Annotated in this window: 19 protein-coding genes; 11 read left to right on the top strand and 8 right to left on the bottom strand. The window is 62.2% G+C overall.

The features are described 5' to 3' along the window. Positions 1 to 42 precede the first annotated feature (42 nt). Both DDD64_RS00250 and uxaC read right to left on the bottom strand, forming a co-directional pair. Positions 43 to 351, bottom strand: coding sequence for a hypothetical protein (locus tag DDD64_RS00250; protein ID WP_126134498.1), 309 nt, complete (start codon positions 349 to 351; stop codon positions 43 to 45). Positions 352 to 567: 216 nt separating this feature from the next. After that, the gene (gene uxaC / locus DDD64_RS00245; protein WP_126134497.1) at positions 568 to 2,019 is read right to left on the bottom strand and encodes a glucuronate isomerase; all 1,452 of its coding nucleotides are present in this window, start codon (positions 2,017 to 2,019) and stop codon (positions 568 to 570) included. Between the two features lie 520 nt (positions 2,020 to 2,539). Between uxaC and DDD64_RS00240 the strand changes: the two genes are divergently transcribed. The 4 genes from DDD64_RS00240 (at position 2,540) to DDD64_RS00225 (ending at position 8,832) form a co-directional block, all read left to right on the top strand. Then, positions 2,540 to 4,207 carry an MFS transporter gene (locus DDD64_RS00240; RefSeq protein WP_126134496.1) on the top strand — a complete coding sequence of 556 codons (1,668 nt, stop codon included), beginning with the start codon at positions 2,540 to 2,542 and terminating at the stop codon, positions 4,205 to 4,207. Between the two features lie 148 nt (positions 4,208 to 4,355). After that, positions 4,356 to 5,435 carry a phenylalanine--tRNA ligase subunit alpha gene (pheS, locus tag DDD64_RS00235; RefSeq protein ID WP_126134495.1) on the top strand — a complete coding sequence of 360 codons (1,080 nt, stop codon included), beginning with the start codon at positions 4,356 to 4,358 and terminating at the stop codon, positions 5,433 to 5,435. Next, positions 5,435 to 7,978, top strand: a complete 2,544-nt coding sequence (gene pheT, locus DDD64_RS00230; RefSeq protein WP_126134494.1) for a phenylalanine--tRNA ligase subunit beta — start codon at positions 5,435 to 5,437, stop codon at positions 7,976 to 7,978. Before pheS ends, pheT begins: the two co-directional genes overlap by 1 nt. Beyond that, complete coding sequence (locus DDD64_RS00225; RefSeq protein WP_241227312.1) at positions 7,978 to 8,832, top strand: SDR family NAD(P)-dependent oxidoreductase; 855 nt, start codon at positions 7,978 to 7,980, stop codon at positions 8,830 to 8,832. The genes pheT and DDD64_RS00225 overlap by 1 nt, the downstream gene beginning before the upstream one ends. A gap of 107 nt (positions 8,833 to 8,939) precedes the next feature. Here the strand turns inward: DDD64_RS00225 and DDD64_RS00220 are convergent, their stop codons facing one another. The 4 genes from DDD64_RS00220 to DDD64_RS00205 all read right to left on the bottom strand — a co-directional run bounded on the left by DDD64_RS00220 (position 8,940) and on the right by DDD64_RS00205 (position 13,631). Beyond that, positions 8,940 to 9,419, bottom strand: a complete 480-nt coding sequence (locus tag DDD64_RS00220; protein ID WP_126134493.1) for a hypothetical protein — start codon at positions 9,417 to 9,419, stop codon at positions 8,940 to 8,942. A 128-nt stretch (positions 9,420 to 9,547) separates the two neighbouring features. Beyond that, positions 9,548 to 9,919, bottom strand: a complete 372-nt coding sequence (locus DDD64_RS00215; protein ID WP_126134492.1) for a hypothetical protein — start codon at positions 9,917 to 9,919, stop codon at positions 9,548 to 9,550. Between the two features lie 101 nt (positions 9,920 to 10,020). Further along, positions 10,021 to 12,003, bottom strand: a complete 1,983-nt coding sequence (locus tag DDD64_RS00210; RefSeq protein WP_126134491.1) for a DEAD/DEAH box helicase — start codon at positions 12,001 to 12,003, stop codon at positions 10,021 to 10,023. Between the two features lie 167 nt (positions 12,004 to 12,170). Further along, positions 12,171 to 13,631: an MFS transporter gene (locus DDD64_RS00205; protein WP_126134490.1), complete on the bottom strand. Its 1,461-nt coding sequence runs from the start codon at positions 13,629 to 13,631 to the stop codon at positions 12,171 to 12,173. A 206-nt stretch (positions 13,632 to 13,837) separates the two neighbouring features. Between DDD64_RS00205 and aspS the strand changes: the two genes are divergently transcribed. Further along, positions 13,838 to 15,682 (top strand): aspartate--tRNA ligase, encoded by a 1,845-nt coding sequence (gene aspS / locus DDD64_RS00200; RefSeq protein WP_126134489.1) that lies wholly within the window; start codon positions 13,838 to 13,840, stop codon positions 15,680 to 15,682. Positions 15,683 to 15,748: 66 nt separating this feature from the next. Here aspS and DDD64_RS00195 read toward each other — a convergent pair whose 3' ends face one another. Both DDD64_RS00195 and DDD64_RS00190 read right to left on the bottom strand, forming a co-directional pair. Next, complete coding sequence (locus DDD64_RS00195) at positions 15,749 to 16,297, bottom strand: DUF421 domain-containing protein (RefSeq protein ID WP_126134488.1); 549 nt, start codon at positions 16,295 to 16,297, stop codon at positions 15,749 to 15,751. 7 nt (positions 16,298 to 16,304) lie between these two features. Beyond that, complete coding sequence (locus tag DDD64_RS00190; protein ID WP_241227311.1) at positions 16,305 to 18,905, bottom strand: MMPL family transporter; 2,601 nt, start codon at positions 18,903 to 18,905, stop codon at positions 16,305 to 16,307. A 131-nt stretch (positions 18,906 to 19,036) separates the two neighbouring features. On the opposite strand from DDD64_RS00190, the gene DDD64_RS00185 reads away from it, so the two are divergent. The 6 genes from DDD64_RS00185 (at position 19,037) to DDD64_RS00160 (ending at position 26,624) form a co-directional block, all read left to right on the top strand. Further along, positions 19,037 to 20,380, top strand: a complete 1,344-nt coding sequence (locus DDD64_RS00185; protein WP_126134486.1) for a replication-associated recombination protein A — start codon at positions 19,037 to 19,039, stop codon at positions 20,378 to 20,380. A gap of 111 nt (positions 20,381 to 20,491) precedes the next feature. Then, on the top strand, positions 20,492 to 21,112 hold the full coding sequence (gene rpsD / locus DDD64_RS00180) for a 30S ribosomal protein S4 (RefSeq protein ID WP_016442833.1): 621 nt from the start codon (positions 20,492 to 20,494) through the stop codon (positions 21,110 to 21,112). 242 nt (positions 21,113 to 21,354) lie between these two features. Continuing rightward, the gene (gene alaS / locus DDD64_RS00175) at positions 21,355 to 24,036 is read left to right on the top strand and encodes an alanine--tRNA ligase (RefSeq protein ID WP_126134485.1); all 2,682 of its coding nucleotides are present in this window, start codon (positions 21,355 to 21,357) and stop codon (positions 24,034 to 24,036) included. Next, a complete protein-coding gene (gene ruvX, locus DDD64_RS00170) occupies positions 24,036 to 24,515 on the top strand; it encodes a Holliday junction resolvase RuvX (protein WP_126134484.1) in 480 nt (159 codons plus the stop codon). The genes alaS and ruvX overlap by 1 nt, the downstream gene beginning before the upstream one ends. After that, positions 24,508 to 25,839, top strand: a complete 1,332-nt coding sequence (gene mltG, locus DDD64_RS00165) for an endolytic transglycosylase MltG (protein ID WP_126134483.1) — start codon at positions 24,508 to 24,510, stop codon at positions 25,837 to 25,839. Before ruvX ends, mltG begins: the two co-directional genes overlap by 8 nt. Positions 25,840 to 25,994: 155 nt before the next feature. Continuing rightward, complete coding sequence (locus tag DDD64_RS00160) at positions 25,995 to 26,624, top strand: prepilin peptidase (RefSeq protein WP_126134482.1); 630 nt, start codon at positions 25,995 to 25,997, stop codon at positions 26,622 to 26,624. Positions 26,625 to 26,681 lie beyond the last annotated feature (57 nt).

The following is a 26,681-nucleotide window of genomic DNA, read 5'->3' as shown; positions in this document are numbered from 1 at the left end:
CACCCAGCACTACTTTGGTGGATTTACTGCTGAATGGTGGATTTACTTGTTATCGGAGAGGTTCTCTTTGACGTCCTCGAACTTTTCCTTCGCGGCATCACCGGCATCGGAGGCAGCGTCCTTCACCTTCTCGCTAGCATCCTTCGCCTTGTCACCGGCATCGGAAGCCTTCTCCGCGGCCTTATCGCCGTGGTCCTTGTCCGTTAGTTCGTCCTTGATGTCCTCGAACTTTTCCTTGGCGGCATCGCCCAGCTGACCTGCCTTATCAGCGGCTTTCTGACCGAATTCCTTAGCCCGATCAAAAGCTTCGGTTGCGCCTTCCTTAATCTTGTCCACAAATTCGTTCGCCATAGCGACTCCTTTCCGTTGATTAATGGAACAAATCGATCATAGCAAAGTGGTGGCCGTCACTTCATGTTAAGGTGGTTAATGAGCTCGGCCGTGCGCGAACGTATCGCGCACGGCCGAATCTGCAAGGCCGGGCAGCTCGTTGCGGCACTGGAGGCTTGGTGTGGAGCTACGCTCCACTTACCGAGCCGTAAGTGCCGCGGCTGAGCGGTGGCTGCCTTACTTAGCGGTGGTTCCGCTCAGCTTGGAGGTGTCTACCCGGAAAGCCCGAGCCGGAATCGTGGTGACGAGTGCTTCGGATACCTCGAGAGCCTCATCAAGCTCTAGGCGATGTTCGGCAACCATACGGGCCAGGTACACGGCGTCCATCCGGCGTGCGACGTCGTGCCGCGCGGGAATGGAAGCGAAGGCGCGGGTATCGTCAATCATCCCGGAGGTCTTGTAGAAAGTACCGTAGGGGGTGACCTGCTCGCGGTAGCGCAAAATCGCATCCGGCTCATCGATGAACCACCACGGTGCGCCCACGTAGACGCTCGGGTAGTAGCCGGCCAGCGGAGCCAGTTCGCGCTGGTAGACATCTTGATCGATGGTGAAGAAAACAACCTGGAAGTTCGGATTGTCCCCGTACTCGGAAAGCATGGGACGCACGTTATTCGTGAACTCCACAGCCATGGGCACATCGCCCCCGACATCCGCGCCCAGGCGCTCAAAGGCCGCCTGGTGGTGGTTGCGGTACACGGCCGGGTGGAAGGTCATCACCAGGCCATCCTCGCAGGCCAGGCGAGCCTGGTCGTTGAGCATATGCCGGCGCAGCGCAGCGCCGTCTTCCGGCGAAATCTTGCCGTCCAGGGCGAGCTTGTAAAGTTCGGCCGCCCGCGCCTCGGGTAGGCGTGCCGTGCCCGGATCGCGATGCGAATGATCGGAGGAGACCGCGCCCATTTCCTTGAAGAAGAGGCGGCGCTTGCGCATGGCCTCCACGTAGCCCGCATAGGTGGACACATCCTGATCGGCCGCCTGGCCGAGCGCCTCCACATTTGCCTTGAAGTCCGGGGTGGCCGGCTCGAGGTACTTATCGGGGCGGAAGGTGGGCGGAATATAGCCTTCCCAGGTGGGATCCTCGAGGAGCTGCTTGTGGTAGCGCAGATCGGAAACCGGATCATCGGTGGTGGCCATCATCGCCAGGTTGAAACGCTTGTACAGCGAGCGGGGGAGGAACTCCTCCGTCTTGAGCAGTGCGTTGATGTGATCGTAGATCTGATCGGCAGTTTCTTCGGAGGGGCGAACATGCACATCGAAGACATCCACAAATTCGGATTCAAACCAGCCCTGCACCGCGGTACCGCGCAAGGTCCACCAGTTCTTGCAGAACAGGCGCCAGGCCGCGCGGGACTTTTCAGGGGAAAGCGGGCTTCCTACCGGTACGCCCAGATCGGCCAGATCCACCCGGCCCACCGCGTGCAGGAGGCGGTTGGTGTAGTGATCCGGGGTCAGGAGCATGCTCGTGGGATCGGTGAAGGGGGTATTGAGGGCGAGCCATTCGGGGGGAACATGGCCGTGCGGGGAAATGATGGGATGCTTCTTGGTGACCTCGAAAATTTCGCGCGCCAGTTTCCGCTGCGTCGGATCCGCCGGGAAAAGCCGATCCGGATTGAGAGTGAGGGGCGTCGACATTGAATCCTCCTATTTTTGAGCCGGGCGCGGGGCTTTCCCTCGCCTCGGCTTTCTTCTTTTAAGGTACTCCACCGCGCCAGGTGGCACGCGGGCACAGAGACCGGGGGCGTGACCATCGGCGACGACGCCGCGGCCCGTACCCTTACTTTACGCGAAAACATGCGGTTTTCGGGAGAGTATTTGAAAGCACGAAACGGGAATTTCTAAATGTGAAAAATATCATGGTGGGGGTGGAGGGGCGCGCGCAAGCGCCATCGTCGTGCAAAAAACCGCGATAATCCGCGGTTTTCAGAGAATCTCCCCGGTGGCACGTCACTCGTCCACGATATGAACCGGGAGCTAGATAACTGCTGGAAAGCCTTGGAAACTTATAAGCTTTTGATGCGAAAGAGCGGTAGTGATAGCTTCGCGGCAGTGTAGCGCGGTAACAGCTCGCGCGGGCACAGAAGCCGAGCGTGAGCGCGGTAAGAGTCGATGGCGAACCACAACCGTTCCTCCTTTCACAGAAAGACAAAAGAAAATGGGAACACACAATAGCGGCGCATTAGACGCCGATAAGCGTGGTGAGCTGGAGAAACTCTCCAAGCTGCGCGTGTACACCGCCAAGCCGATCACCATTGGTCGCGGTATTTGTTTCGGGCTGGTAGACCTCATGGGTGGTGGGTGGAATACCATCATCTCCGGTCTGCTGCTCTACTTCTTCACGAACTACGGCGGGGTAACGGCTACTCAGGGTGGTCTTATCCTCGGCGTAGCTCGTATCGTTGATGCTCTTATTTCGGTATTCATCGGCCCGCTCACGGACGGTTTCTACCGCACGAAGCTGGGGCGGCGTTTCGGGCGGCGCCACTTCTTCCTCATGATCGGCGGCCCACTGCTGCTTCTCATCTTCCCGCTGCTGTGGATCCCCTTCGGCGGGTTCTGGTACTACCTCGTTATCTACCTGCTGATCGAAGTTATTATCGCGATCATCCTCATTCCGTGGGAGACGCTGCCCACCGAAATGACGCGCAAGTACGAAGAACGCACCACGCTTTCGTCCATGCGTATGTTCTGCTCGGCTACCGGTACTTTCGTGGTGTTCTTCATCCCGGCGCTGGTGCGCGGTAACGTCTCCAACCCCTGGGCCTACCTCGGAATCGGTGGCGCCTTCGCGGTGCTCTTCGCTATCGGTGTGTTCACCACCTACGCCACCACGTGGGAACGCCCGCTCACTCCGGAATTCGTGGCCGAACTCGACGCCATGCCGAAGATGAACGGTTTCCAGATGCTCAAGCACACCGCGGTGGAATTCACCTCGGTGTTCCGCAACTCTTCCTACAACAAGCACCTGACGGTGTACCTCTTCTCCTTCACCGGCAAGGATGTGTACGCTTCGGCGCTCACCTTCTTCGCCGTCTACGCGGTGGGAATGAGCGAATCCCAGGGCTTCTGGCTGCAGGCCGTGTCCATCGTGGGTATCCCCATGACGATTTGGGCGATGTTCCTCATGCTCTCGCACGGGCCGCGTTTCCTGTGGGCCTTCTCCTTCACGCTGATCCTCGCCTCGCTGGCGGGTGTGGGTGCGATCTACCTCATCGGGCCGGAAAGCAATGCCTTCATCTACCTGCTGGCCACCGCGGTCATCTACCAGTGCGGGCGCGCGCTGCTCGAATACACCCCGTGGAATGTGTACCCCTTCATTCCGGACGTTGACTACATCATGACCCGCGAAGATCGCGCCGGTATCTACGCGGCCGTTATGACCTTCGGGCGTAAGTCCACCGGTGCGCTGGGAACCTTCCTCGTTGGCTGGTTCATGGATCTGGGCGGTTTCGTCAATCCGCTGGAAAAGGGTACGAACCTGGCGGCCTCCGGCTACACCCCACTGCACGAAGGTGCCTGCAAGGTGGATGCCTCCGGCGTGCTGGAAAGCTCCTGCCAGGTGGCTCAGTCCACCGGCGCTTCCCATATGATCGCCTTCGTGACGGTCATTCTTCCCGCGATCCTCATCGGGGTGGCCTTGCTTGTTTCCCGCTTCGTCAAGCTGGATAAGCACACCCACGCCATCCTCATGGATGAGATCCATCGTTTGGAAGCGGGCGGGGCGAAGGAAGACGCCACTCCCGAAGCCCGCAAGGTTGCTGAAGACCTCACCGGGCATTCGTGGGACAAGCTCTGGCCTGAGGTTCCCCTGAGCCAGCGCTAAATTTAGGAACGACGCCGGCGCCGCGTACCGCGGCGCGAGCGCCCTTCCAGTTACTTCACAGCGGGGCCGAGTCCATCTCGGCCCCGCTGTTACGCACTTTCGGCGAGTTTGACTAGAATTGACATGGTTAACAACAAGAAAGGCAGCTATGTCCTCACAGCTCAGTCCCCTGGACGAAGCGGGAGTACAGGCAGCCGTAGCACAGGCCCTCAGTGCTTTTGCCGCGGCTACCACTCTCGAGGAGTTGAAAGCCGCGCGGCTGGCGCACAGCGGTGATAACGCTCCGATCACTCACGCAAATATGCAGATCCGGAACCTCGCCAAAGAAGAAAAGCCCATTGCCGGCAAGCTTCTGGGCGCGGCCCGCAAAGATATCCAGGCGGCCCTCGCCAGCGCCACCGCCCGCATTGAGGAGGCGGAAGCGGCCGCGGCCCTCGCCACTGAAACGGTGGATGTTACCGTGCCGACCAACCGGTCCCCGCGGGGGGCGCGCCATCCACTCACGGTTCTCAGTGAGGATATTGCCGACTTCTTCATTGCTATGGGCTGGGAGATCGCCGAAGGCCCCGAAGTGGAACACGAATGGTTTAACTTCGACTCCCTGAATTTCGGGCCCGACCACCCGGCACGCCAGATGCAAGATACCTTCTACGTATCGGGTGTCGTTGATGGTGCCGGTGCGGTAACCGAGGAACGCAACCTGGTGTTGCGCACCCACACTTCGCCCGTGCAATCCCACGCGCTACTGCGCCGCGGGGCTCCGCTCTACATCGCCTGCCCGGGGAAGGTATTCCGTACCGACGCGCTGGATGCCACCCACACCCCGGTTTTCCACCAGGTGGAGGGCTTAGCGGTCGATAAGGGCTTGACTATGGCCCACCTGAAAGGCACCCTTGATCACTTCGCCCGCCACATGTTCGGGCCCGAAGCCAAGGCGCGCCTGCGCCCTTCTTTCTTCCCCTTTACCGAACCGAGTGCCGAAATGGACCTGTGGTTCCCGCAAAAGAAGGGCGGCCCGGGGTGGATCGAATGGGGTGGCTGCGGCATGGTCAATCCGGAAGTACTGCGCAATAACGGTATCGACCCGGATATTTACACCGGATTCGCTTTCGGGATGGGCCTGGAGCGCACCCTGATGCTGCGCAATTCCATCGCTGATATGCGTGACATGGTGGAAGGCGATGTGCGCTTCTCCATGCAATTCGGAACCACCGGGAGGGGAAACTAATGCCACTTATTCCGCAGGAATGGTTAGGCTCGCACGTGGAGCTGCCCGAGGATCTCACCCCGGCGCAGCTGGCTGCCGCGCTGGTAAAAGTCGGCTTGGAAGAAGAAACAATCCATCCCGCTACTGTTACCGGCCCGCTGGTTTTCGGCCGGGTTCTCACCCGCGAACCGAAGAAACAAAGCAACGGCAAAATCATTAACTACTGCCGCGTGGACGTAGGCCAGTACAATGACGAGCCCGGTACCGGCCGGGAGCCCTCTGAGCTGCCCTCGCGCGGCATTATTTGCGGGGCCCATAATTTCGAGGCGGGCGATACCGTGGTTGTCTCCCTCCCCGGCGCGGTGCTACCGGGTGGTTTTGAGATCGCGGCCCGCAAAACTTACGGCCATATTTCCGACGGCATGATGTGTTCGGAACGTGAACTGGGGCTCTCGGATGAAAGCGCAGGAATTATTGTGCTCGACGCCGCGGCCGCCAGCCGGGTGGAACTGGGAAGTGATGCCCGGCAATTCCTGGGCTTGCCCGGGGAAACCCTGGAAATTAACGTAACCCCGGATCGCGGTTACTGCTTCTCCATGCGCGGAGTAGCCCGCGAATACCACCACTCCACCGGAGCACGCTTCACCGATCCGGGCCTGCCTACGCAGCCACTCCCGGAGGCGACTCCCACCGGTTTCCCGGTGCGGGTGGAAGATAATGCACCCATTCACGGCCAGCCCGGCTGCGACCTTTTCGTGACTCGGGTGGTGCGCGGGGTGGATCCCGAAGCGCCCTCCCCGGCCTGGATGGCACGCCGTCTCCAGCAAGCCGGCCAGCGCTCCATTTCGCTGGCGGTCGATGCCACGAATTACGTCATGCTGGACCTGGGCCAACCGCTCCACGCCTACGATCTGGATAAGATCCGCGGCGGCGGGCTGGTGGTACGCCGCGCCACGGCCGGTGAAAAACTCACCACCTTGGACGACGTGGAACGCGTCCTCGATCCGGAAGATCTTCTTATTACGGATAGCGATGGAGCACGGGTTCTTGGCCTGGCCGGCGTGATGGGTGGTGCGGACACTGAGATCACCGCCGAAACGCGCAATGTCCTGGTAGAGGCAGCGCATTTTGACGCCGTATCGGTGGCGCGTAGCGCCCGGCGGCATAAGCTCCCCACCGAAGCATCCAAGCGGTTCGAACGCGGGGTGGATCCCGCGGTGGCTGCGGTGGCCGCGCAGCGCGTCGTCGACCTTTTGGTGGAATACGGCGGGGGAGAAGCTACCGATGAAGTATTCCACTACGGCCAGGTGCAGCCGCTGCCCGCGCTGGCTTTCCCGATTGCGGATGTGGAACGCCTGACCTCATTGCGACTGAGCGCGGATCGTATCGCTGATATCCTCACGGATATCGGTTGCACGGTGGAACGTAGCGGCGAGGTGTGGAGCGTGCAGCCTCCGACCTGGCGCCCGGACCTGGTCGGTTCGGCTCATCTGGTGGAGGAAATTGCGCGCCTGGAGGGCTACGACGCGATTCCGACCGCCGTTCCCACCGCTCCGGCGGGGCGTGGCCTGAGCCCCGCGCAGCGGCAGCGCCGCGATATTGCCCGTACCCTGGCTGAAACCGGGTGGGTGCAAGTACTTACCTATCCCTTTATCCCGGCCGCGCGTTTCGATGAGCTCGGGTACGCCGCGGATGATGAGCGGCGCACCGCTATCGTCTTGGCTAACCCCCTGCAAGACGATGCCAATCTGCTACGCACGTCCCTGCTCGACACCCTCATTCCGGTGGCCTCGCTCAATGTGAAGCGGGGTAATCCGGCGGTGGCAGTGTTTGAAATGGGCACGGTGAGCCGTCCGGCTGGCATTAGCCCGGCTCCGATTCCGGCAGCGGGCCAGCGCCCCTCGGAAGCAGAAATTGCTGCACTCCACGGGGCTATTCCTGCTCAACCCCATCACGTCGCGGGGGTCGCCTGCGGCCCACGCACGCCCGCGCGGGCCGGTTACCCGGTAGAAACATGGGATTGGCGTGACGCGGTGGAAGCCGGGCGACGGGCTGCCGGTATGCTTGCCGACGTTTCGGTACGCGCTGCGAGCCAGGCCCCCTGGCACCCGGGGCGCTGCGCGGCCATTCTCAGTGGCGATCAGGTAGTTGGCTATGCCGGGGAACTTGCTCCGGCCGTCTGCAAGGCCTTGGATATTCCGGCGCGCTCCATCGCCTTTGAGGTGAATACGGATGCGGCGCTTCCCGATACCGTGGAACCCGCCGCGGTGAAGCCGGTATGGACCAGCCCGGTTGCCAAGGAAGATCTCGCCTTTATTGTTGATGCCGACGTGATTGCCGGTGAGGTACGGGCGACCATCGAGGCGGCCGCGGGGGAGATCCTCGAGGGCATTGAACTCTTCGATGTGTTCACGGGCGATCCCGTACCGGAAGGTAAGAAGTCACTGGCGTTCTCGCTGCGTTTCCGCACCGATCACACCCTGACCGCTGAGGAAACTGCCCAGGTACGCCACCGGGTGGCACGCCGGATGCGCAAGGACTTCGGCGCGGAGTTGAGGGCGTAATGGCGCAGCAGGAACTGGAGCGCGAAGAATCGGGCGAGGCCGCAGCGGCTAGCGTGGAGCGGGCCGGTTTAGAACCCGCCCGCCGGATTCTTATCACCGGAGCCTCCCGGGGCGTGGGCAAGGAGCTTGCTATTGGCTTAGCGGCGCCCGGGCGCACTCTCATTTTGCTGGCGACCAAGCTCTCCAATTTGGATGGTACCGCCACCGAATGTGAGATCCGGGGTGCCCAGATTATTACCCTCGGGTGTGATCTAGCCAAGGAATCCTCCATTCGAGAGATGTTGCGCATCCTCCTGGAGGAAGGCGCACCCGATATGGTGCTCAATTCTGCCGGGGTGTACGGGGAAGAGGAACTTCCCTGGGATACCAGTCTGGAAGATTTCCAGCGCACCATCGCCATTAACGTGGAGGCGCCGTTCCAGCTCGCGAAAACCCTGGTGCCCATTATGCTGGAGCGTGGCGGGGGGAGAATTCTTGATCTTTCCGCCACCGCGGCCTCGCACGATTCTGCGGATGCGGTATCGTATTACGCCTCGAAAACGACGCTTTTGCGGCTGGCTGCTTCTTTGCATCTAGCCGGGTACCAGCGTGGCTTGCGGGTACTTTCCCTCAATCCGGGAGCGGTGAAAACCGATATGACGGCCTCCATGAAACGCTATCGCGACCGCACCGAATGGGTACCGCTCGGGGAATCGGTAGCTATCGCCCAGGCATTTGCGGCCGGCGAGCTCGACGGACTTTCCGGCACCCAGGTGCGGGCCGGAACGGACTCCCTGGAAAAGCTCCGCGAGCTCTCCGCGCGCGGGGTATCCGGGCGGGCGCGCCGCCTGCGCCTAACCGGATGGGATGCCTAAATCTCTCCGGGTCCAGCAATGAGGGCTAGGGGTAGGCAATGACTAAGGGCGGGAGTCTCCTTCACTGGAGGCTCCCGCCCTCGCTTTGTACCCAGAATAACTAGTGGTTAGTTAGCCCCGAATTTTTCCCCGCAGACCTTGGCTGCTTCGCCCATAATGGCCTGGTCTTCCTGGGAGAGCAAAAGGACCTGCGCGGCGATATTACGCTGGCCCTGCTCGGAAAGGCCACGGCTGAGCCCTTCATCAACAGTGCACTCCACCAGCTGGGGGAGCAGTGCCTTTTGAGCTTCCGGAATATCCTGCGTGTTCTTGAGTAACTCCGAAGTAGCGGCGAGCATACCGGCGCTCACCTCATCGCGGCTAGGTGCCGGACCATCCGTTGCGATAGCTGCCGGGCCCTTATCGGTGATCGGCGCGGCAGGCTCAGCGGAGGTTTCAACCGGTGCCGACGGCGCGGCCTGTGCCGACGCGGCTACCGACGTTTCCGGAGCCGGCGTAGCCGATTCCGATGTATCGCTCTTACCCGAACAAGCGGCCAGATTCACCACGAGGCATACCGCGGCAACGCCGCCCAAAAATTTACGCATCTTCACTCATTTCCACGCGGAATAAAACAAGTAGATACTATCAGCTACGCGGCATTCACCCGCGGGCTGCCCGCGTGAGGTATACCGCCTAAGGCGCGGGTAGCAAAAATGGGTAATAAGGCGTGGGCTTAGCCCTGGGGCTGGCCAACGAGCTTCGTCACGCAACCTTCGGTGATTTTTTGGAGAAGCTCATCGTCCTGTTTAGGAACGTCATTAAATTTTTCAGCGTCACCCGTGGCAAGGATCTTGAGCCCCTCCGCAGAAACACCCTGTTCGATAGCGCCATCGGCTATGCATTCAACAAAGTTAGAAAGCATAGCTTCCTGAAGGCCGGCCGGGGCCGACGTGCCCGTCTCCTTGATAGCGGCACTGAATCCTTGGTTCAGCCCGGCTACGATCTCATCACGAGAGGGCGCGGCATCCTTTCCGGAACCGTTGGAGCAGGCTGTTAGAGTGATCGCGGTGCAGAGCGCCGCCAAACCGGCAAAGATTTTACGCATGGAATTCTCCTCAGAAGCGTGGTAGTGGGTGAAAGTTTATCCAGCCCACCACCACTTTACCGGGAGAAGGTTACCAGCGCGTGAACACTAAGCGGCGACACTTATGAGCGACGCCATCCGCGTCCGCCGCGCCGTTCCCCGCGATCATGCCGGTCATGGCGCCGGTCTGAGCGCCGCTCAGACCGGTAATCCGAACCGTACTCACCCTCGTCGCCGCGGTTGAAGCTGCCGCGCCCGCGCCCGCGCCGATCCCCGCGCGCGGTGCGATCCGAACGGCCGGCCCGATCCGAACGGCCGTAACTCCCACGGCGCGCGGTGGGAGCACCGCTGTCCTCGGAGATACGCAGGGCTCGCCCGGAAACCTGGGCTTCGGAAATGCGCCGGCGGGCTTCCGGAGAAAGCGGCACCCCGATTTCCACCAGCGAGAACGTGGGATAAATATCGATATGACCCAGGTCCGAACCGCGCAGGCCACCTTCGTGGGTGAGTGCGCCAACGATAGCTCCCGGCCGCACCCGATCCTTATGCCCGACCTCGATGCGGTAACGCTTCCCGCCCTTGAATTCACGAGCTTCGCGACGCTTCTTCTTGAAGGAATCGCGGCTATCCTCCCCGGTGAAGCTTTCCTCTTCATCCGCGGAAGGTCCAGGATCGCGCACGCCCAAGGCCAGCAGGGCAACGATAATATCCTCGAGGCTCATCGGCTCGGGAGCGTCACTCGCTACTTCGGTAACGTCCTCGCCCGTGGGGAGGGGAGCGGAGGAGGCTGCGGCGTCGTCGTTCTTAAGCTGCTGCTCCTCTTGTTGCGCGGCCAAGAATTGCTCGAGTACCTCGCGGTAGACCCCCAGGCGCCCGGCATCGAAACGGGTGCGAGCCTGCTCCATAAGTTTGGCGGCGCGCAGTTTCGAAACCTCGGCCGGGGTGGGAAGATCGATTTCTTCCATCTTCGATTTGGTGGTCTTCGCGATGCGGCGCAGGCGCGGCAGTTCCTTCGGAGTCACGAACGTGAGTGAGCGACCCTCGCGGCCAGCGCGGCCGGTGCGGCCGATGCGATGCACGTAGGTATCGGCTTCGCGCGGCACATCAAAATTGACAACCAGCCCGATGCGTTCCACGTCCAGGCCGCGCGCGGCCACGTCCGTGGCGATAAGAACATCCAGGGTGCCGTCGCGCAGGCGCGAGACCAAGCGTTCGCGATCCTTTTGGGCGACGTCGCCGGACAGCGCCGCGGTGGCCACCCCGCGGGTACCCAGCTCAATCGCCAAGTCCTCGGCGGTGGCGCGGGTGCGCACGAAGACGAGGGCGGCGTCGGCCTCAGAAACCGCGAGTACTCGGGCGAGGGCACCCACCTTGCGGCGGGCCGGAACCACGGCGAACTCCTGGGTAATATTCGCAACCGTCGAAGCCGGGGGAGTAACAGTAATTTCCTCCGGGTCGTGCAGATGAGAATCCGCCACGCGGCGAATCGCGGGAGGCATCGTAGCGGAGAAAAGCGCCGAGACGCGCTCCGCGGGCAGATCCGAGGCGATCTTTTCCACGTCCTCCGCGAAGCCCATGCGCAGCATTTCGTCGGCTTCGTCCAAAACGAAGTAGGAAACGTGATCGAGCACAAGCGCGCCGCGATCAATGAGATCCATAATGCGCCCGGGCGTGCCCACCACCACATGCACGCCGTTTTCAAGGGCGCGCAGCTGCGGCGGGTAGGGCGAACCACCGTACACAGCCAGCACCTTGGTATCCGTGCCGCGGGCAAAAGATTCAATGGCGTCCGCGCCCTGGAGCGCGAGTTCGCGCGTGGGGGCGAGCACAAGTGCTTGTACGACGGCGCTGCTAGTATCCACCCGTTCCAGGAGCGGCAAACCGAACGCCGCAGTTTTCCCCGTTCCTGTTTGGGCGACGCCGATAACGTCCCGCCCGCTCAGCAGGAGCGGAATGGCCTGTTCCTGGATCGGGGAGGGGTGTTCAAAGCCGAGAGCATGAATAGCGGTGAGTGTTTCCTCGGAAAGCCCGAGGTCAGCGAAAGTCGCCGGAGTGGCGGTGGAGGAAGAATCAGACGGCGTGTGTTCACCGAGATGTTCAGACATGAATTCCTAACATAGGCACAGGGGGCGCAAACGCGCCGCTACTAGTTTACTCCGGGGCGCAAGCCCGGCGGTGGATATGCGCGGTGAGCTTGCCCTCTGTTCGGAACGGGGCGCGCGGGCGCGGTGTACCGCAGCGCGATACCCGGGGATTAGTTCGGACCAGGGGATTAGTTCCTGCCCGGCCCAGGTTCCTCGCTGAGCATATCCGATCCACTCAGCTTTTCCCCGCCCGGACCCACGCCACTCAGGCGCTGCGATTCGGCAAGATTGGCTGCGGCCTCACTTCCCGCGGGTGGCACAATGCGACTGGCCACCACGGCACCGGCAATAGTCAGCGCGATGGACACCGCGATTCCTGCCATCAGCGCAATATCCTGCGGCGGCGTAATAACGGAATAAATAATGCCAATTATTGCGGCAACGAGTGAAGTCCCCATGGAATCGGCCACCTGGAGCGCCGAGGAGGTGCGCCCTTGGCCAGCTTGGGAGGTGCAGGCGAGCGCGTGCACGCTCAGCGCGGGGAAAGCAAAACCGCATCCGATACCCGCGATGGCCCAGCCAAGAATGACGAGACTTCCGGGAAGGGCGTGGTGTGAGCCGGCTAATACCAGGGCCAACCCGATGGCGTCGGTAATCGAGCCCCATAGCGGCAGGCGCAGGCGCAACGCCGCATTGGTAATCCGCCCGGAGAAATACGATCCAACCGCCCAGGTAATTGAGCCGACCGATAAAATGAGACCGGCTTCCACCGGGCTCCACCCGTGCACATCCTGGAGCAGCAGCGGTAGGAACATCTCAATGGCCGTGAAAGTACCCAGGAGGACGCGGGTGGCGATCGTTGCGGGTAGTCCGCGCACTCCGCGGAAGGTTCCGCGCGGGAAGAGCGGGCGGGCGCAGAACACCAGGGCAAAGGCACATACGCCAATAATCGCGAAGGTGCGTGCGTTATGCGACGTCGCCCCGCTCATAATTTGCAAGCACGCCACCAGAGCGCCGGTACCGAAAGCCGGAACCACCATGGTGCGAATATTCATCGGCTTCTTTACGCGGTCGATATCGGGGATTTTATTCATTCCGATAAAGAAGAAGGGGCCGATGAGCAGGATGGTGGCGGGGACGAATCCGAAAATCCAGCGCCAGGACATTGCCTCGACGATAATTCCGGCGAGCAGGGGCCCGAAAAGCGAGGGGAGAACCCAGGCTGCGGCGAAAGCAGTGAAGAATCCGGGGCGACGGCGCGGCTGCACGCTATTGCCCACGATGGTATAGAAGGGCACAATAATGAGCCCGCCGCCCAGGCCCTGAATGGCACGCCCGGCCACGAAAATTTCCATGCTGGGGGAGATGGTACAGATTGTGAGCCCCACGGTGAGAAGCACAACGCCGGTGTAGAGGCAGGAATGCGGGCCTTTGGAATCGGACCATTCCCCGGCGAGCGCCGTCGTCATGAGCTGGGCAGCAAGTACCACGCCGAGCGCGAGGGCGTAGAGATTCTGGCCGTTGAAGGCACGGGCAACGGTGGGCATGGCCGTGGTGACCGCCATGCTCTCAAAAGCAACGAGCGAAATAAAGCCGACGGAAAAAATACGGAAAAGGCGTTCGCGCTCCGGAGATAGATACCTGCTCATTAGATCAATTACACCAGCGGGAGGGGGGAGAAAGAAAGAGGCGGAGCTCAAGAAAGACGGTGGTGTGTGCCACCGTAGCACATGGGCCTAACTTTTGCCCCGAGTGCGCTGCGGGTTCTACCATGGAGCCGGTGCTTGCTCGTCTCGCAGGTGCCTCAGAACGGCCCGTCTAGCCGTTTCCCACGACAAGAAAGAGTGACAAAAGCGTGTTACGTACTCGTTATGCAGGCTCGCTGCGAGCAAGTGATATTGACAGCGAAGTGACGCTGACCGGGTGGGTGGATCGCCGCCGTGACCACGGGGGTATCGCCTTTATTGATCTGCGCGATGCTTCGGGTATCGCACAGGTGACCGTCCGCGAAGAAATTGCGCACGAGTTGCGTAACGAATTTTGCATTAAGGTGACCGGGATTGTGCGCGAACGGCCGGAGGGCAATGCGAATGCGGCCCTGGCTACGGGAGAGATCGAGGTGGAGGCCACGGACGTTGAGGTCCTTAGCCCCGCCGAAGCCCTGCCCTTCCAGGTCTCCGATCATGCCGAAGGCTCCGGCAAGGTTTCCGAAGATATTCGCCTCAAGTACCGCTACCTGGATTTGCGGCGCTCTTACGAACAGAAGGCGCTGCGCTTGCGCGCGAAGGTGAATCAGGCTGCTCGCCGGGTGCTGGACGGCCATGATTTCGTGGAGATTGAAACCCCGACCCTCACCCGTTCCACCCCGGAAGGTGCGCGCGATTTCATTGTGCCGGCGCGCCTTAATCCGGGAACCTGGTACGCACTACCGCAGTCCCCGCAGCTCTTTAAGCAGCTGCTCATGGTGGGCGGGATGGAACGCTACTACCAGATTGCCCGCTGCTACCGCGATGAAGATTTCCGCGCGGACCGGCAGCCGGAGTTCACCCAGCTGGACGTGGAGATGAGCTTCGTTGACCAGGATGACGTTATCGCGGTGGCCGAAGAAGTGCTGCGCGAGATCTGGAAGCTCATCGGCTATGACCTGGCCACCCCGATTCCCCGGATGACCTTCAAGGACGCCATGGAAAAGTACGGTTCGGATAAGCCGGACCTGCGCTTCGGGTTGGAACTTATTGACCTGACCGAGTACTTCAAGGACACCACCTTCCGAGTTTTCCAGAACCCTTATGTGGGCGCGGTAGTTATGCCCGGCGGGGCCTCCCAGCCGCGGCGCACCTTCGATAAGTGGCAGGAATGGGCGAAGGCACGCGGGGCGCACGGTCTGGCCTACGTCACAATCGCGGAGGATGGCACTCTGGGCGGCCCGGTGGCCAAGAATATTACCGAGGCGGAACGTGCCGGCCTGGCTGAGGTCACCGGCGCGAAGCCCGGGGATTGCATCTTCTTCGCTGCCGGTGAGCCGACTTTCTCCCGCGAACTTCTGGGCGCGGCCCGGTTGGAGATTGGCCAGCGGGTAGGCCTTATTGATGAGGATGCCTGGGCCTTTGTGTGGGTGGTGGACGCCCCTATGTTCAAGCCGGCCTCCCAGGCCGCGGCGGAAGGCGATGTGGCTCTTGGGTCGCGCTGGACCGCGGTTCATCACGCTTTCACGGCGCCCAAGCCCGAACACCTGGATACCTTCGATACCGATCCGGCCGGTGCGCTCACAAATGCTTACGATATCGTCTGCAATGGCAATGAGATCGGCGGCGGTTCCATCCGTATCCACCGCCGTGATATCCAGGAGCGCGTCTTCAAGGTCATGGGTATCGATAAGGAAGCCGCCGAGGAGAAATTCGGTTTCCTCCTCGAGGCTTTCAAATTCGGTGCGCCCCCGCACGGCGGCATTGCGTTCGGCTGGGATCGTATTGTCTCCCTGCTGGTCAAAGCCCCGTCGATCCGCGATGTGATCGCTTTCCCGAAGATCGGCAACGGCTGGGATCCCCTCACGGACGCTCCCGCGGAAATCACCGCGCAGCAGCGTAAGGAAGCCGGTGTGGATGCCACCCCGAAGGCCCGCTCTGGCGCGGTGGATGCCGCGACCGGTGCCCCGATCACGGAGGAGGCCGCTGCGGTCGGTGCAGCCAACGCGAAATAACGGCTCGGCCGCCGCGTAGGCGGTGGCTGTGAAACTAGCGGATTTACCGGGAAGACGCCGGGCGTACTAGATGCGCTCGGCGTCTTTCACACCCGCGAGCAGGCGCGGATCAAGCGTATTGGCTGGCCCGGTCAGTACCGATAGCTGCCCGTTCGGCTCGAGGATGACAGCGGCGACGTCGTCCACACACGCAACCCCGCGCAAACGCAAAGCCATCATGATTTCTTCCGTGGTGGTGGAATGGCGCCGGGCGGCAGGGGTGAGCTCCCCGTGCGCCCAGATAACGACGGGCCGCGCGTGCACCCAGGCTTCTCCGCGGTGCGAGAGCGCGATAAATCGCAGCAGCGCCTGCATGAAGAACAGGGTGAGAAGGGCGACGATACCGCCGGCCAGGGTGGGGGTATGCCCGAGCGTCACGCGCCCCGCGATTGCCCCGATAACGACGACGGCCGCCATATCCGAGGTGGAAAGCCGGCTCACCACGTTTTGCCCCAGAGCCCGCAAAATCACCACGAGGAAAAGGTACATCAGGCAGGTGGCCACCGCGATAGCACCGGCCTGCAACCAGGTAATGCCCAGTAGTTCGGCCAGATTCAGGTGATTGATCTCAGACATGCCTCCATTATGGCGCGGCGTGCCTCCCGCGCGGCACCGCAGTCGCGGTGCTGGCGCTTGCCGGCGCGATATTCGCGGGGTATTTTTCCGGCGCGATGGCCGCGGCTTGGGCCGGTTCGTGGTGCTCGAGGGTGCGGTGCCCGCCTTCGGACACCCCGAAACGCTGGTAAATACGCGAAAGCCAGCGCGGCGCCCACCAATTCCACTTGCCCAGTACCGTCATGGTGGCCGGAACCAGGAGGATACGGCTGAGGCTGGTATCCGCGATGACGGTGATGGCTAGCAGCACCCCAACTTCCTTGATCGCGAGCATCTGCCCGAAGCAGAAGCCCACGAAGACCGCCACGATAATCGCGGCCGCGGACGTAATAATTCGCCCCGAGCGTTGCAAGCCGAGCGAGACTGCCCGGTCATTGGATTCACCAGCATCCCAGTATTCCTTCATGCGGGCCACCAAGAACACTTCGTAATCCATGGAAAGCCCGAATCCGAATGCCAGGCCGCAAGCCACTACCACCGCGGTCAGCCCGTCGGTTTCCGGCAGACCCAGCAGGCCGTTATCGAAGAGGAAGGCGGTCAGCCCGAGGGAGGCCACCAGAGAGAGCGAATTAATAATGATGGCCTTGAGGGGGATGAGCACCGAACCGGTCATGAGGAAGAGCAAAATCAGCACGGCGAGCAGCACCACGCTGAAAGCAATAGGTGCGCCCTCGCGCAATACCTGGTTGAAATCAATCTGGATAGCCGCGCTCCCACCTACCAGAATCTCCGTATTCGCGACGCTTTCCGCATGGGTGCGGATATCGCGAACGGTATTACTGGCCTGGGCGGAGGTAGGATCCCCACCGTTAACAAATACTCCGAGATTATGCCAGCCGTTATCCATTTTCGTGGATTCCCCGACCTTGGAAACCTCCGGCAGCCCGGCGATCCACTCTGATTGCTCGCGCAGGGCGGCATCATCGCCCTTGACCAGGACGGTAATGGCCGGCTGGCTCAAATCCGGGTAATCACGTTCCAGAATCTCCTGGGTGGTGCCCGGCGAGGAGGTTACCGGAATATATTCACTGGTATCCGTGCGTAAAGTGGTGTCCTTAATGGGAATAATCATGACCACGAGGATGGCGGCCACCACAGTCATAATGACCCACGGGCGCCGCTGCACCCAGCTCGCGATACGGGAGAATACCCCGTGATCGGTATGGGTATCACCCACCGCGCGCATCAGGTGGCCCAGGCCGGGGATTTTCGCGAGCGCGGACGGCTGGGCCAGTCGCGGCCCGGCAATACGCAAAAGGGCCGGCACCAAACTAACTGCGGAAATAACCGCGAGGAGCACGACGACGAAACCGCCCATGGCTATCACCCGAATAATGCGGGAATTGAAGGCCAGCAGCCCGGCAATGGCGAAAGCAATGGTGACGGCGGAGAAGATCACGGTGCGCCCGGCGGTGCGGACCGTGGTGGCTAGCGCCCCTTCCATAATGGTGGCCAGTTCCTTTTTCTCCGGTTTGGCTCCCAGCCCGTAGCGTTTTTCAATACCGCGGGTGATTTCTTCGCGGTAGCGGGAGACCACCAGCAGGCCGTAGTCAATGGAGAGCGCCAAGCCAATAATGGAAACCACGTTGAGTACGAAGGAATCCACATCGGCCACGAAGGTGAGGAGCCAGACTCCGCCCAGGGTAATAATGATGGCAACAATGGCCCCGGCCAGCGGCATAAGAGCGGTGAGGAGACCGCCAAAGACCAGCACCATGAGGATGAGGGCGACCGGGAGGCCGATAGCTTCCCCGCGCACCAGATCGTGACGGGCTACATCGTTAATGGCGGTCATCGCCGCATTCGCGGAGGTGGCATCCACCTGGACAGCGTGGGTGGATGCAAAAGTATCAAGCGTTTCCTGCACCCGAGCTTCGGTAGCTTCGGTAGGCGCATCCGAGGTGAATGTGATGACGAGGGCGAAACCGTCCGCGGCGCGCAAACCGGCTGTTTCCGCGCGGGCCTGGGTGCGCGCGGTGGCGATGCCTTCTTCACGAGCGGAGGCAATGACCTCTTCTTCGCTGGGTTGGCCCGCCTGGGCCGCGGCGGCCGCGGCGCTCACTTCCTGGGTGGCGCGGGCCTGAGCTGCTTCGCGCGGCATTCCAGCGCGCATGAGCTGCGCGGTGGCGGCCTCAATTTGGGTGGCGAGCTGCTGCTGGGCCGCGGCGGCGGCCTTCTGATATTCGGCGCGCGCCTGCTCCTCAGCCTTGGTTGCGCCTTCCGCTTCAGCTTCCCGCACGAGGGAAGGTGAACTCAGGGCGCTGGCCACCCCGGGGATTTTCGCGATCTCCTCACTGAGATCAGCGACGGCAGCGGTAAGCTCCTGCGGATTTGCGGCGCCGTGGATGGCGGCCACCATGCGGTAATCGCCCTGGGAATCGGTGAGTTCCAGGACTCGAGCGGATTCCGTACCGGTGGTGAGGCCCTGGGTGGAGGACATGCGGGAGAATAGGCCTCCCTGGCCGAAACCTGACAGCGCGGCGAAACCGGCAGCAACGGCGCACAATATCCAGGTGATGATGACTCTCCACGGGTGGCGAATAGAGGCACGCGCTAACAACTCTGTCATGCTCCTATTATCGCTCATTTTCCCGAAAAGTAGCGGTTTTTAAGCCATCTTTGAACGCTTGAACTGGAGCTTCTGCGGTAGGCGCCCATAGCGGAGCGTGAGCCTGCGTGCTGAGCCCGTAAACTGGGAGGGTGGATCTCTTTGAAAGCAGCCAAGTTGATTCTCGCGGGTTACCCGATTCCGACACCGGCCCGCTGGCGGTGCGCATGCGCCCGCGCACGGCCGCCGAGGTGGTCGGTCAGGATGAGGTGCTCGCCCGCGGCGCGCCCTTGCGCCGCCTCATCGACGCGGAGGCCGGGTCTGCGCCGTCGTCCGTATTTTTATGGGGACCGCCGGGGGTTGGGAAAACAACTCTCGCGTATCTTATTGCTCGCTCCGGGCACCGCGATTTTATTGAGCTATCCGCGGTGAGCGCCGGGGTGAAAGACGTGCGGGCCGCGGTGGAAAGCGCCCGGCGCAAGCTGGTGAGCAACGGTACCGAAACCGTGCTTTTTATTGATGAGGTGCATCGCTTCTCGAAAACGCAGCAGGATGCGCTGCTACCGGCCGTGGAAAACGGGTGGGTGATTCTGGTGGCCGCGACCACCGAAAATCCGGCCTTTTCCGTGGTGGCACCGCTGCTTTCGCGCTCGCTTCTCGTCACGCTGCGGGGTTTGAACGACGCCGATATCCGCGCCATCATCAACCGGGCCCTCACCAGTGAGCGCGGGCTGGGCGGGGCATATACTCTCGACGACGATGCGGAATACAATCTGGTGCGCCTGGCCGGAGCGGACGGGCGGCGCAGCCTCACCCTTCTGGAAGCCGCGGTGGACGGGGCCCGTGCTCGCGGGGAACACCGGGTGAGCGTGGAGGATGTGGCCCGCGCCGCCGATGGCGCCACCGTGCGCTACGACCGCGATGGCGATGAACACTACCAGGTGATTTCCGCTTTTATTAAGTCGATCCGCGGTTCGGATGTGGACGCGGCTATGCACTATCTTGCACGCATGCTAGAAGCGGGGGAGGACCCGCGGTTCATCGCGCGCCGTCTCATGATTTCCGCCGCCGAGGATGTGGGGATGGCCGATCCTTCCGCGCTGCAAACCGCTACCGCGGCGGCGCAGGCCGTTGCGCTGGTGGGTATGCCCGAGGCGCGGATTATCCTCGCGGAAGCCGTGGTCCACCTGGCCACCGCACCGAAATCAAACCGGGCCTACCGCGCTATCAACGCTGCCATTGCCGATGTGCGGGCCGGGAAAAGCGCCCCGGTGCCCCTCGCGCTGCGCAATGCCTCGTTCAAAGGTGCCGCTGCCCAAGGCTACGGGGAAGGATACCGGTACGCCCACGACTACGAGGAAGGGATTGCCCCCATGCAATTTATGCCGGAGGGCTTGGAAGGCACTCGCTATTACGAACCCACCACCCGCGGCTACGAGGCGAATATCACCCCGAGGTTGGCGCATAACCGCGAGGTGCTCGACCGGGAGAACTGATACACTAGTTCGGTTGCTTTGCGAGAAGTAACACCTGGGGTCTTAGCCGATTGTGTTGGCCCCGAACCGGCGCCGCCCGGCGCTGGAACGTACATCTACAGGAGATTATCAATGGCAGGAAATCGTTCTCGTAAGGCCGTGCGTCAGTCGCGCGCCCTGGGCATCGCCCTCACCCCGAAGGCCGAGCGCTATATGCAGCGCCGCCCCTACCGTCCCGGTGAGCACGGCCGCGGCCGCACCAAGGATTCCGACTACTCGGTCCGTCTCAAGGAAAAGCAGCGCCTGCGCGCCCAGTACGGCATCCGCGAAGCGCAGATGCGCCGCGTCTGGGAAGAAGCGCGCCGCCAGGATGGTCTGGCCGGTGAAAACCTCGTCGAGCTGCTGGAAATGCGCCTGGATGCCCTGGTGCTGCGCGCAGGTTTCGCGCGTACCATCGCCCAGGCTCGTCAGGTTGTGGGCCACTCCCACGTCATGGTAGACGGCAAGATCGTCAACCTCCCGTCCTACCGCGTGACCCCGGGCCAGGTGGTGCAGGTCAAGCCGAAGTCGCAGGCTTCCCCGCAGTTCCTCGTGGCAGCGCAGGGCGCGCACCGCGATGTGCTCCCCGCGGTTCCCGAATATCTCGATGTTGACCTGGAGAAGCTGAAGTTCACCCTGGTGCGCCGCCCGCGCCGCGTGGAAGTTCCGGTCCAGGCTGACGTCCAGATGATCGTCGAATACTACTCCCGCTAAAGATGTGGGACTTGAGGAAGGGTGCACCCGGAAAGGTGTGCCCTTTCTTTGTTTCATAGTTTTTTGATAGCTATGTGAGAGCGATGCCCGCCGCTGCTTTTATAGTGCCCCCGCGAGCAGCTGCGGCGTCGTCGTAAAAAATAAGCCACTCCCGCCTGTGCCTCGAAAATACCGGGCGGGAGAGCCTGTACCATAGGTGCGTGGTCGGAACGGCCACATAAGCCATAAGGAGACAAATACGTATGCGCACCGCTGAGATTCGCCGGCGCTGGCTGGATTACTTCGCGAAGCACGACCATCATATTGAGCCGTCCGTGCCCCTCGTGTCGCCCGATCCTTCCATTTTGTTCACGATTGCCGGCATGGTTCCCTTCATTCCTTATATCGTGGGAACTCAGCGAGCTCCGTGGCCGAGGGTAGCCTCGGTACAGAAGTGCATCCGTACGAACGACATCGATAACGTTGGCAAAACCACGCGGCACGGTACGTTCTTCCAGATGTGCGGCAATTTCTCCTTCGGGGACTACTTCAAGGAAGGCGCTATCGACCTGGCCTTCGGGCTGCTGTGCGCGCCGCTGGAGGAAGGCGGCTACGGCCTGGATATCGAGCGGATGTGGGTGACCATCTGGGAAGAAGATGAAGTCTCCTTCGCGAAGCTCGTTGAGGTAGGCGTGAATCCGGCCCATATCGTCAAGCTGACCCGGGAAGAAATTTTCTGGTCCACGGGCCAGCCTGGACCGGCCGGACCCTGCGCGGAAATTCATTATGACCGCGGGCCCGAATACGGCCCGGATGCGGTGGGCGGAACCGTGGACCCGGGCGGGGATCGCTACCTGGAAGTGTGGAACCTCGTTTTCGACCAGTATCGGCGCGGAGAAGGCTCCGGCAGTGACTACCCGCTGCTCGGGGAGCTGGACCAAACCGCCATCGATACCGGTGCGGGCCTGGAGCGTATCGCCTTCCTGCTCCAGGGCAAAAATAATATGTACGAAACCGATGAGGTGTGGCCGGTTATCGCCCGCACCCAGGAACTCACCGGGCGTACCTACGGCGCGAACGAAGAAGACGACGTTCGCATGCGCGTTATCGCTGACCACGTGCGCTCGGCCATGATGCTTATTAACGACGGCGTGCGCCCGGGCAACGACGGACGCGGCTACGTACTGCGCCGGCTTATGCGGCGCGCCATTCGTTCGGTCCGCTTGCTCGGGGTGGATGCCGCGGTCCTCGGTGACCTGGTGGAAACCTCGAAGAATGCCATGAAGGAGTCCTACCCCGATCTGGAGGCGAACTTCGGGCAGATTCACCAGGTGGCGGTGGAAGAAGAAGCCGCTTTCCGGCGCACCCTGGCTACCGGTGAACAGATTTTCGCGGCGGCCGTGGATTCCGCGACAAACGCGCCCCATACCGGCAAGGTCATTATTCCCGGATCGGCCGCTTTCACGCTGCATGATACTTACGGGTTCCCCATTGATCTCACGCTCGAAATGGCGGCTGAGAAGGGCGTGGCCGTGGACGAAAAGGGCTTCCGGGCCCTCATGACCGAGCAGCGCGAGCGGGCGCGCGCCGATGCCCAGGCAAAGAAAACCGGGCACGTGGACGCGCACGTGTACCACGAGATTCTCGACGCGCAGGGTGGGCCCACCTCGTTCCTCGGATACTTTGAAAAGGCCGCGGAAGCGCGCGTGGTGGCGATCCTTGAAAACGGGGTGCCGGTACCTGCGGTCACGGCTCCCTCCGATGCTGATGTTATTTTGGACAAGACCCCGTTCTACGCCGAAATGGGTGGGCAGCTTGCCGATCACGGCACCATCAGCGTAGCCGGGGGCGGTATGTTCGACGTCGTAGACGTGCAGGCACCCGTCAAGGGCTTGCACGTGCATCGCGGCTCGCTGACCGAAGGGACCATCGCGGTGGGCGATATTGTCCACGCGCAGATCGATACCCTACGCCGCCATCGGATTGCCCAGGCGCATACCGCTACCCATATGATTCACAAGGTGCTCCACGAATTTATTGGTGAGCAGGCCACCCAGGCGGGCTCCGAAGATGCCCCCTCGCGGCTGCGTTTCGATTTCCGCCACGGTTCGCAAATCCCGGTGGACGTGATGACGCAGATTGAGGCGCGCGCCAATGAACGCCTCCAGGACAACCTGGAAGTTACGTGGGCGGAATACCCGATTGAAGAAGCCAAGAAACTCGGGGCGCAGATGCTCTTCGGGGAGAAATACGGCGATATCGTGCGGGTGGTTTCCATTGACGATGCCTGGTCGCGGGAATTCTGCGCCGGCACCCACGTGGCGAATACCGGTGAAATCGGGATGATTACCGTCCTGGGTGAATCCTCCATCGGTTCGGGAGTGCGCCGTATTGATGCGCTCGTGGGCGAAAGTGCCTACGCGCAAGGGGCGCGTGAACGCGCGCTGGTTTCGCAGCTCACCGCGATGATGGGGGTGCGCCCGGAGGAGCTTCCCGAGCGCATCGACACGATGCTCGGCAAGCTCAAGGCGGCTGAAAAACAAATCGCGGCGCTGCGCCAGAAAGATATTGTGGGGCAGGTTGACACGGTTATTTCCCAGGGCGTGCACCTGGGTGATCGCGCGCTCTACCGTGCCCACCTCGGCGTGGTGGAGAGTGCGGATGACCTGCGCGTGCTCGCCACGGAGATCCGCGGGCGGTTGGCACCGTCCGATGATTTCGTCATCATTATTACCGGAGTTAGCAACGGGCGTCCCCTTATTGTGGTGGCGGCTTCCGAGGCGGCACGTACGGCCGGTCTGAAGGCCGGGGCACTGGTTTCGCGCGCGGCGAAGATCCTGGGCGGGGGCGGTGGCGGTAAGCCGGATCTCGCGCAGGGCGGCGGTTCGGATGTGACGAAGCTGGATGAAGCCCTCGCGGTTCTGGAAGCGGAGCTGCGCGGCTAATGCGGCGAGGCGTGCGGATCGGAGTGGACGTAGGACGGGCGCGTACCGGCGTGGCCAGTTGCGATAGCGACGGCATCCTCGCCACTCCGGTCGCCACGCTCCGGGCGAACGGCACGGACGTGAGTGAAGTTGCTCGCGAGGTGCGCGAGCGCGGCGCCATTGAAGTTATCGTGGGTTTGCCGCGCAATATGGATGGGAGTGAAGGCTCCTCCGCGAAGTATTCGCGCAGGTGGGCGCGGCGTTTAGCCCGGCGTATCGCTCCGGTTCCGGTGCGTTTATTCGACGAGCGGCTCTCCACGGTGGCCGCCCATGCCCAATTGCACGAGGCCGGGCGCAGCTCGCGGAGCCACCGCGCCGTTGTTGACCAGGTCGCGGCGACCGTTATTCTTAATAATGCGTTGGAAGCAGAGAGGCTCACCGGCGCACCGGCCGGCGAACTCGTGGCGGCGAGTACCGAAGCGAAAGGCGATAATGAGTGACGTTTTTGACCGCTTGAGTGCGGACGACGCCGATACCCCGCGCCGTCGCCAATCGGGCGCGCGGCGAAGCTCTCACGGGGCGAGTGTGCCGCGGGGCGGTGCACGCGGAAGCCAGCCGCACGGGCGCGGTGCCCAGGGGCGCGGAAGTTCCGGGCGGATGCCGGCGGGGCGCAACTCATCGGGCCGAAATTCGGAAGGCCGCAATGCCGCGGAGGCGAGGCGCCGGGCGGCCGCGCGGCGTACGGAGCGGGCCCGGCTGCGGCGCCGCAAGAGGATCACCACCGGGATCATTACCGTTCTTCTTGTTACCGCGCTCACCGCGGCGGCTGTTATTTTCTTCCCGCGCTTGCTGCACAGCTCCGATACCGTGCGCGACTACAGCGGAGAAGGAACCGGCCAGGTGGTGGTGCGGATTCCGGAAGGGGCTACCGGGCGGCAGATCGCAGCGGTACTCGCCGAAAAAAATATTGTTGCCACCGAAGGCGCATTTATCGATGTCTTTTCCCGTGATCCGCGCTCCACGGGCATCCAGGCCGGGGCGTATACGCTGCGCGAGCAGATGTCCGCTTCCGCGGCTCTTTCCGCCCTGCTGGATCCGGCTAATGCCGCCACGATTAAAGTGACGATTCCCGAAGGCTTTACCAAATGGCAGGTGCGTGACCGGCTCGGCAATCTTATGGACATCGATGTCGGGGTGGTCGAAGATGCGATGAACGACGCCGCAGCTATTGGTCTGCCTGCGGAAGCCGGCGGGAATGTGGAAGGCTGGCTGGCGCCCGCCACCTACGATTTTGATCCGAATACCACGGTGACCGAGGCGCTCCAGCAGATGGTGGAAGTCCAGGTTGGGCGCCTAGAAGCCAGTGGGGCAGAGCGGAGCCGGTGGCAAGCAGTGCTCACCACCGCTTCTATCGTGGAACGTGAAGGGCACCCGGCCGATTACCCGAAGGTCGCCCGAGTCATTGAGAACCGGCTCGGGGATAATGCGCCGGAAGTAGCCGGGCGCCTGCAGATGGACTCCACCGTGCTCTACGGGGTAGGCAAATCCGGCGGGGTGCCCACGCGGGCGGAATTGGACGCGGATAATCCGTATAACACCTACCGTGTCAAGGGCCTACCGCCCACCGCTATCGGGGCGCCCGGGGTACAAGCCATTGAAGCGGCTGTCAATCCGGCGGAAGGCAATTGGCTCTATTTCACCACCGTTAATCTGGAAACCGGGGAAACGAAGTTCACGGCCGATTACGAGGAGCAGATGCGTTTCCAGGCTGAGTTCCGCGAATGGTACGCCGCTCACCCGGACGGAGAGAAAAAGGACCACTAGCGTAGCTGCGCATAGGTACGACGGCGCAGCGCGAATCTGGCATGTATCGATGCGGCGGTGCCGGAATTTATCCCCAGGTTGCTCGCGCGGCCCTGCTATCCACAGGGCGCAGGCGTGGCATCGCCCCGATACGTGGGCATCCGTAATCTGAGCGCATGAACTTCTTTTCCCGTGAACGTATCCTGCGGGGCGCTCTCAGCCCGGCGGTAGCGGTGTTGCTCGTCGTGGGTGTGAGCCTGTGCTGGGCGGGGCTGGGGTGGTCACGTTCGGTGGGTGCACTTGGGGGCGGTAGCCCGGTTATTGATACGGGTGCCGGTAATTCTGCCGGGGTGTTCCCGGGCGCCGGAGCGCTGCTGGGTGCCGGTATGCTCGCGCTCCTTTGCGAGGCGGTAAGCGGGGCATGCCTGGCTCTTGCCGCGGTCGTGGACTCGCGGGTGCAACTCCTTCCTGATCCGCTGCTGGCGGCGGCCGGGGGAGCTGCGCTTACGGGCATCGCGCTGCGAGGGCAGTGGGAGGATAGTGCTATTGGAGCCGTGGCTGGCCTCGGTGGTTACGTGGTGCATCGTTTTGCCCAGCTCGGATGGGGTGATGTCAAAATGCTCATCGTGCTGGGGTGGTGGACGGGGCCGCGCCTTGGGCTCGGCCTGCTTATGAGCCTCGTGGGCGCGGGTATCTTTGCCGCGGTGCGGGTGCTGAGCGCCCGGCTCACCGTGGATGATTCCATTCCGCTCGGGCCGTGGCTCATGGGCGGTGGCGCCCTCGCGTGGCTGGCCGGGCTAGGATAGGGAGGCGCCTGCATCCCGGCACTTCCGGGCCATGGCGGGTGAACCGGGATCCGTGAG

Source organism: Actinotignum sanguinis (genome assembly GCF_003957255.1).
Taxonomy (GTDB): domain Bacteria; phylum Actinomycetota; class Actinomycetes; order Actinomycetales; family Actinomycetaceae; genus Actinotignum; species Actinotignum sanguinis.
The sequence above is the reverse complement of the archived record's forward strand: the minus strand, read 5'-3'. Positions and strand labels throughout refer to the sequence as shown.

Excerpts from the sequence above, each read along its gene's own strand:
- DDD64_RS00250 (WP_126134498.1), bottom strand. The coding sequence starts at position 351 with ATGGCGAACGAATTTGTGGACAAGATTAAGGAAGGCGCAACCGAAGCT.
- uxaC (WP_126134497.1), bottom strand. The coding sequence starts at position 2,019 with ATGTCGACGCCCCTCACTCTCAATCCGGATCGGCTTTTCCCGGCGGAT.
- DDD64_RS00240 (WP_126134496.1), top strand. The coding sequence starts at position 2,540 with ATGGGAACACACAATAGCGGCGCATTAGACGCCGATAAGCGTGGTGAG.
- pheS (WP_126134495.1), top strand. The coding sequence starts at position 4,356 with ATGTCCTCACAGCTCAGTCCCCTGGACGAAGCGGGAGTACAGGCAGCC.
- pheT (WP_126134494.1), top strand. The coding sequence starts at position 5,435 with ATGCCACTTATTCCGCAGGAATGGTTAGGCTCGCACGTGGAGCTGCCC.
- DDD64_RS00225 (WP_241227312.1), top strand. The coding sequence starts at position 7,978 with ATGGCGCAGCAGGAACTGGAGCGCGAAGAATCGGGCGAGGCCGCAGCG.
- DDD64_RS00220 (WP_126134493.1), bottom strand. The coding sequence starts at position 9,419 with ATGCGTAAATTTTTGGGCGGCGTTGCCGCGGTATGCCTCGTGGTGAAT.
- DDD64_RS00215 (WP_126134492.1), bottom strand. The coding sequence starts at position 9,919 with ATGCGTAAAATCTTTGCCGGTTTGGCGGCGCTCTGCACCGCGATCACT.
- DDD64_RS00210 (WP_126134491.1), bottom strand. The coding sequence starts at position 12,003 with ATGTCTGAACATCTCGGTGAACACACGCCGTCTGATTCTTCCTCCACC.
- DDD64_RS00205 (WP_126134490.1), bottom strand. The coding sequence starts at position 13,631 with ATGAGCAGGTATCTATCTCCGGAGCGCGAACGCCTTTTCCGTATTTTT.
- DDD64_RS00195 (WP_126134488.1), bottom strand. The coding sequence starts at position 16,297 with ATGTCTGAGATCAATCACCTGAATCTGGCCGAACTACTGGGCATTACC.
- DDD64_RS00190 (WP_241227311.1), bottom strand. The coding sequence starts at position 18,905 with ATGACAGAGTTGTTAGCGCGTGCCTCTATTCGCCACCCGTGGAGAGTC.
- rpsD (WP_016442833.1), top strand. The coding sequence starts at position 20,492 with ATGGCAGGAAATCGTTCTCGTAAGGCCGTGCGTCAGTCGCGCGCCCTG.
- alaS (WP_126134485.1), top strand. The coding sequence starts at position 21,355 with ATGCGCACCGCTGAGATTCGCCGGCGCTGGCTGGATTACTTCGCGAAG.
- ruvX (WP_126134484.1), top strand. The coding sequence starts at position 24,036 with ATGCGGCGAGGCGTGCGGATCGGAGTGGACGTAGGACGGGCGCGTACC.
- mltG (WP_126134483.1), top strand. The coding sequence starts at position 24,508 with ATGAGTGACGTTTTTGACCGCTTGAGTGCGGACGACGCCGATACCCCG.
- DDD64_RS00160 (WP_126134482.1), top strand. The coding sequence starts at position 25,995 with ATGAACTTCTTTTCCCGTGAACGTATCCTGCGGGGCGCTCTCAGCCCG.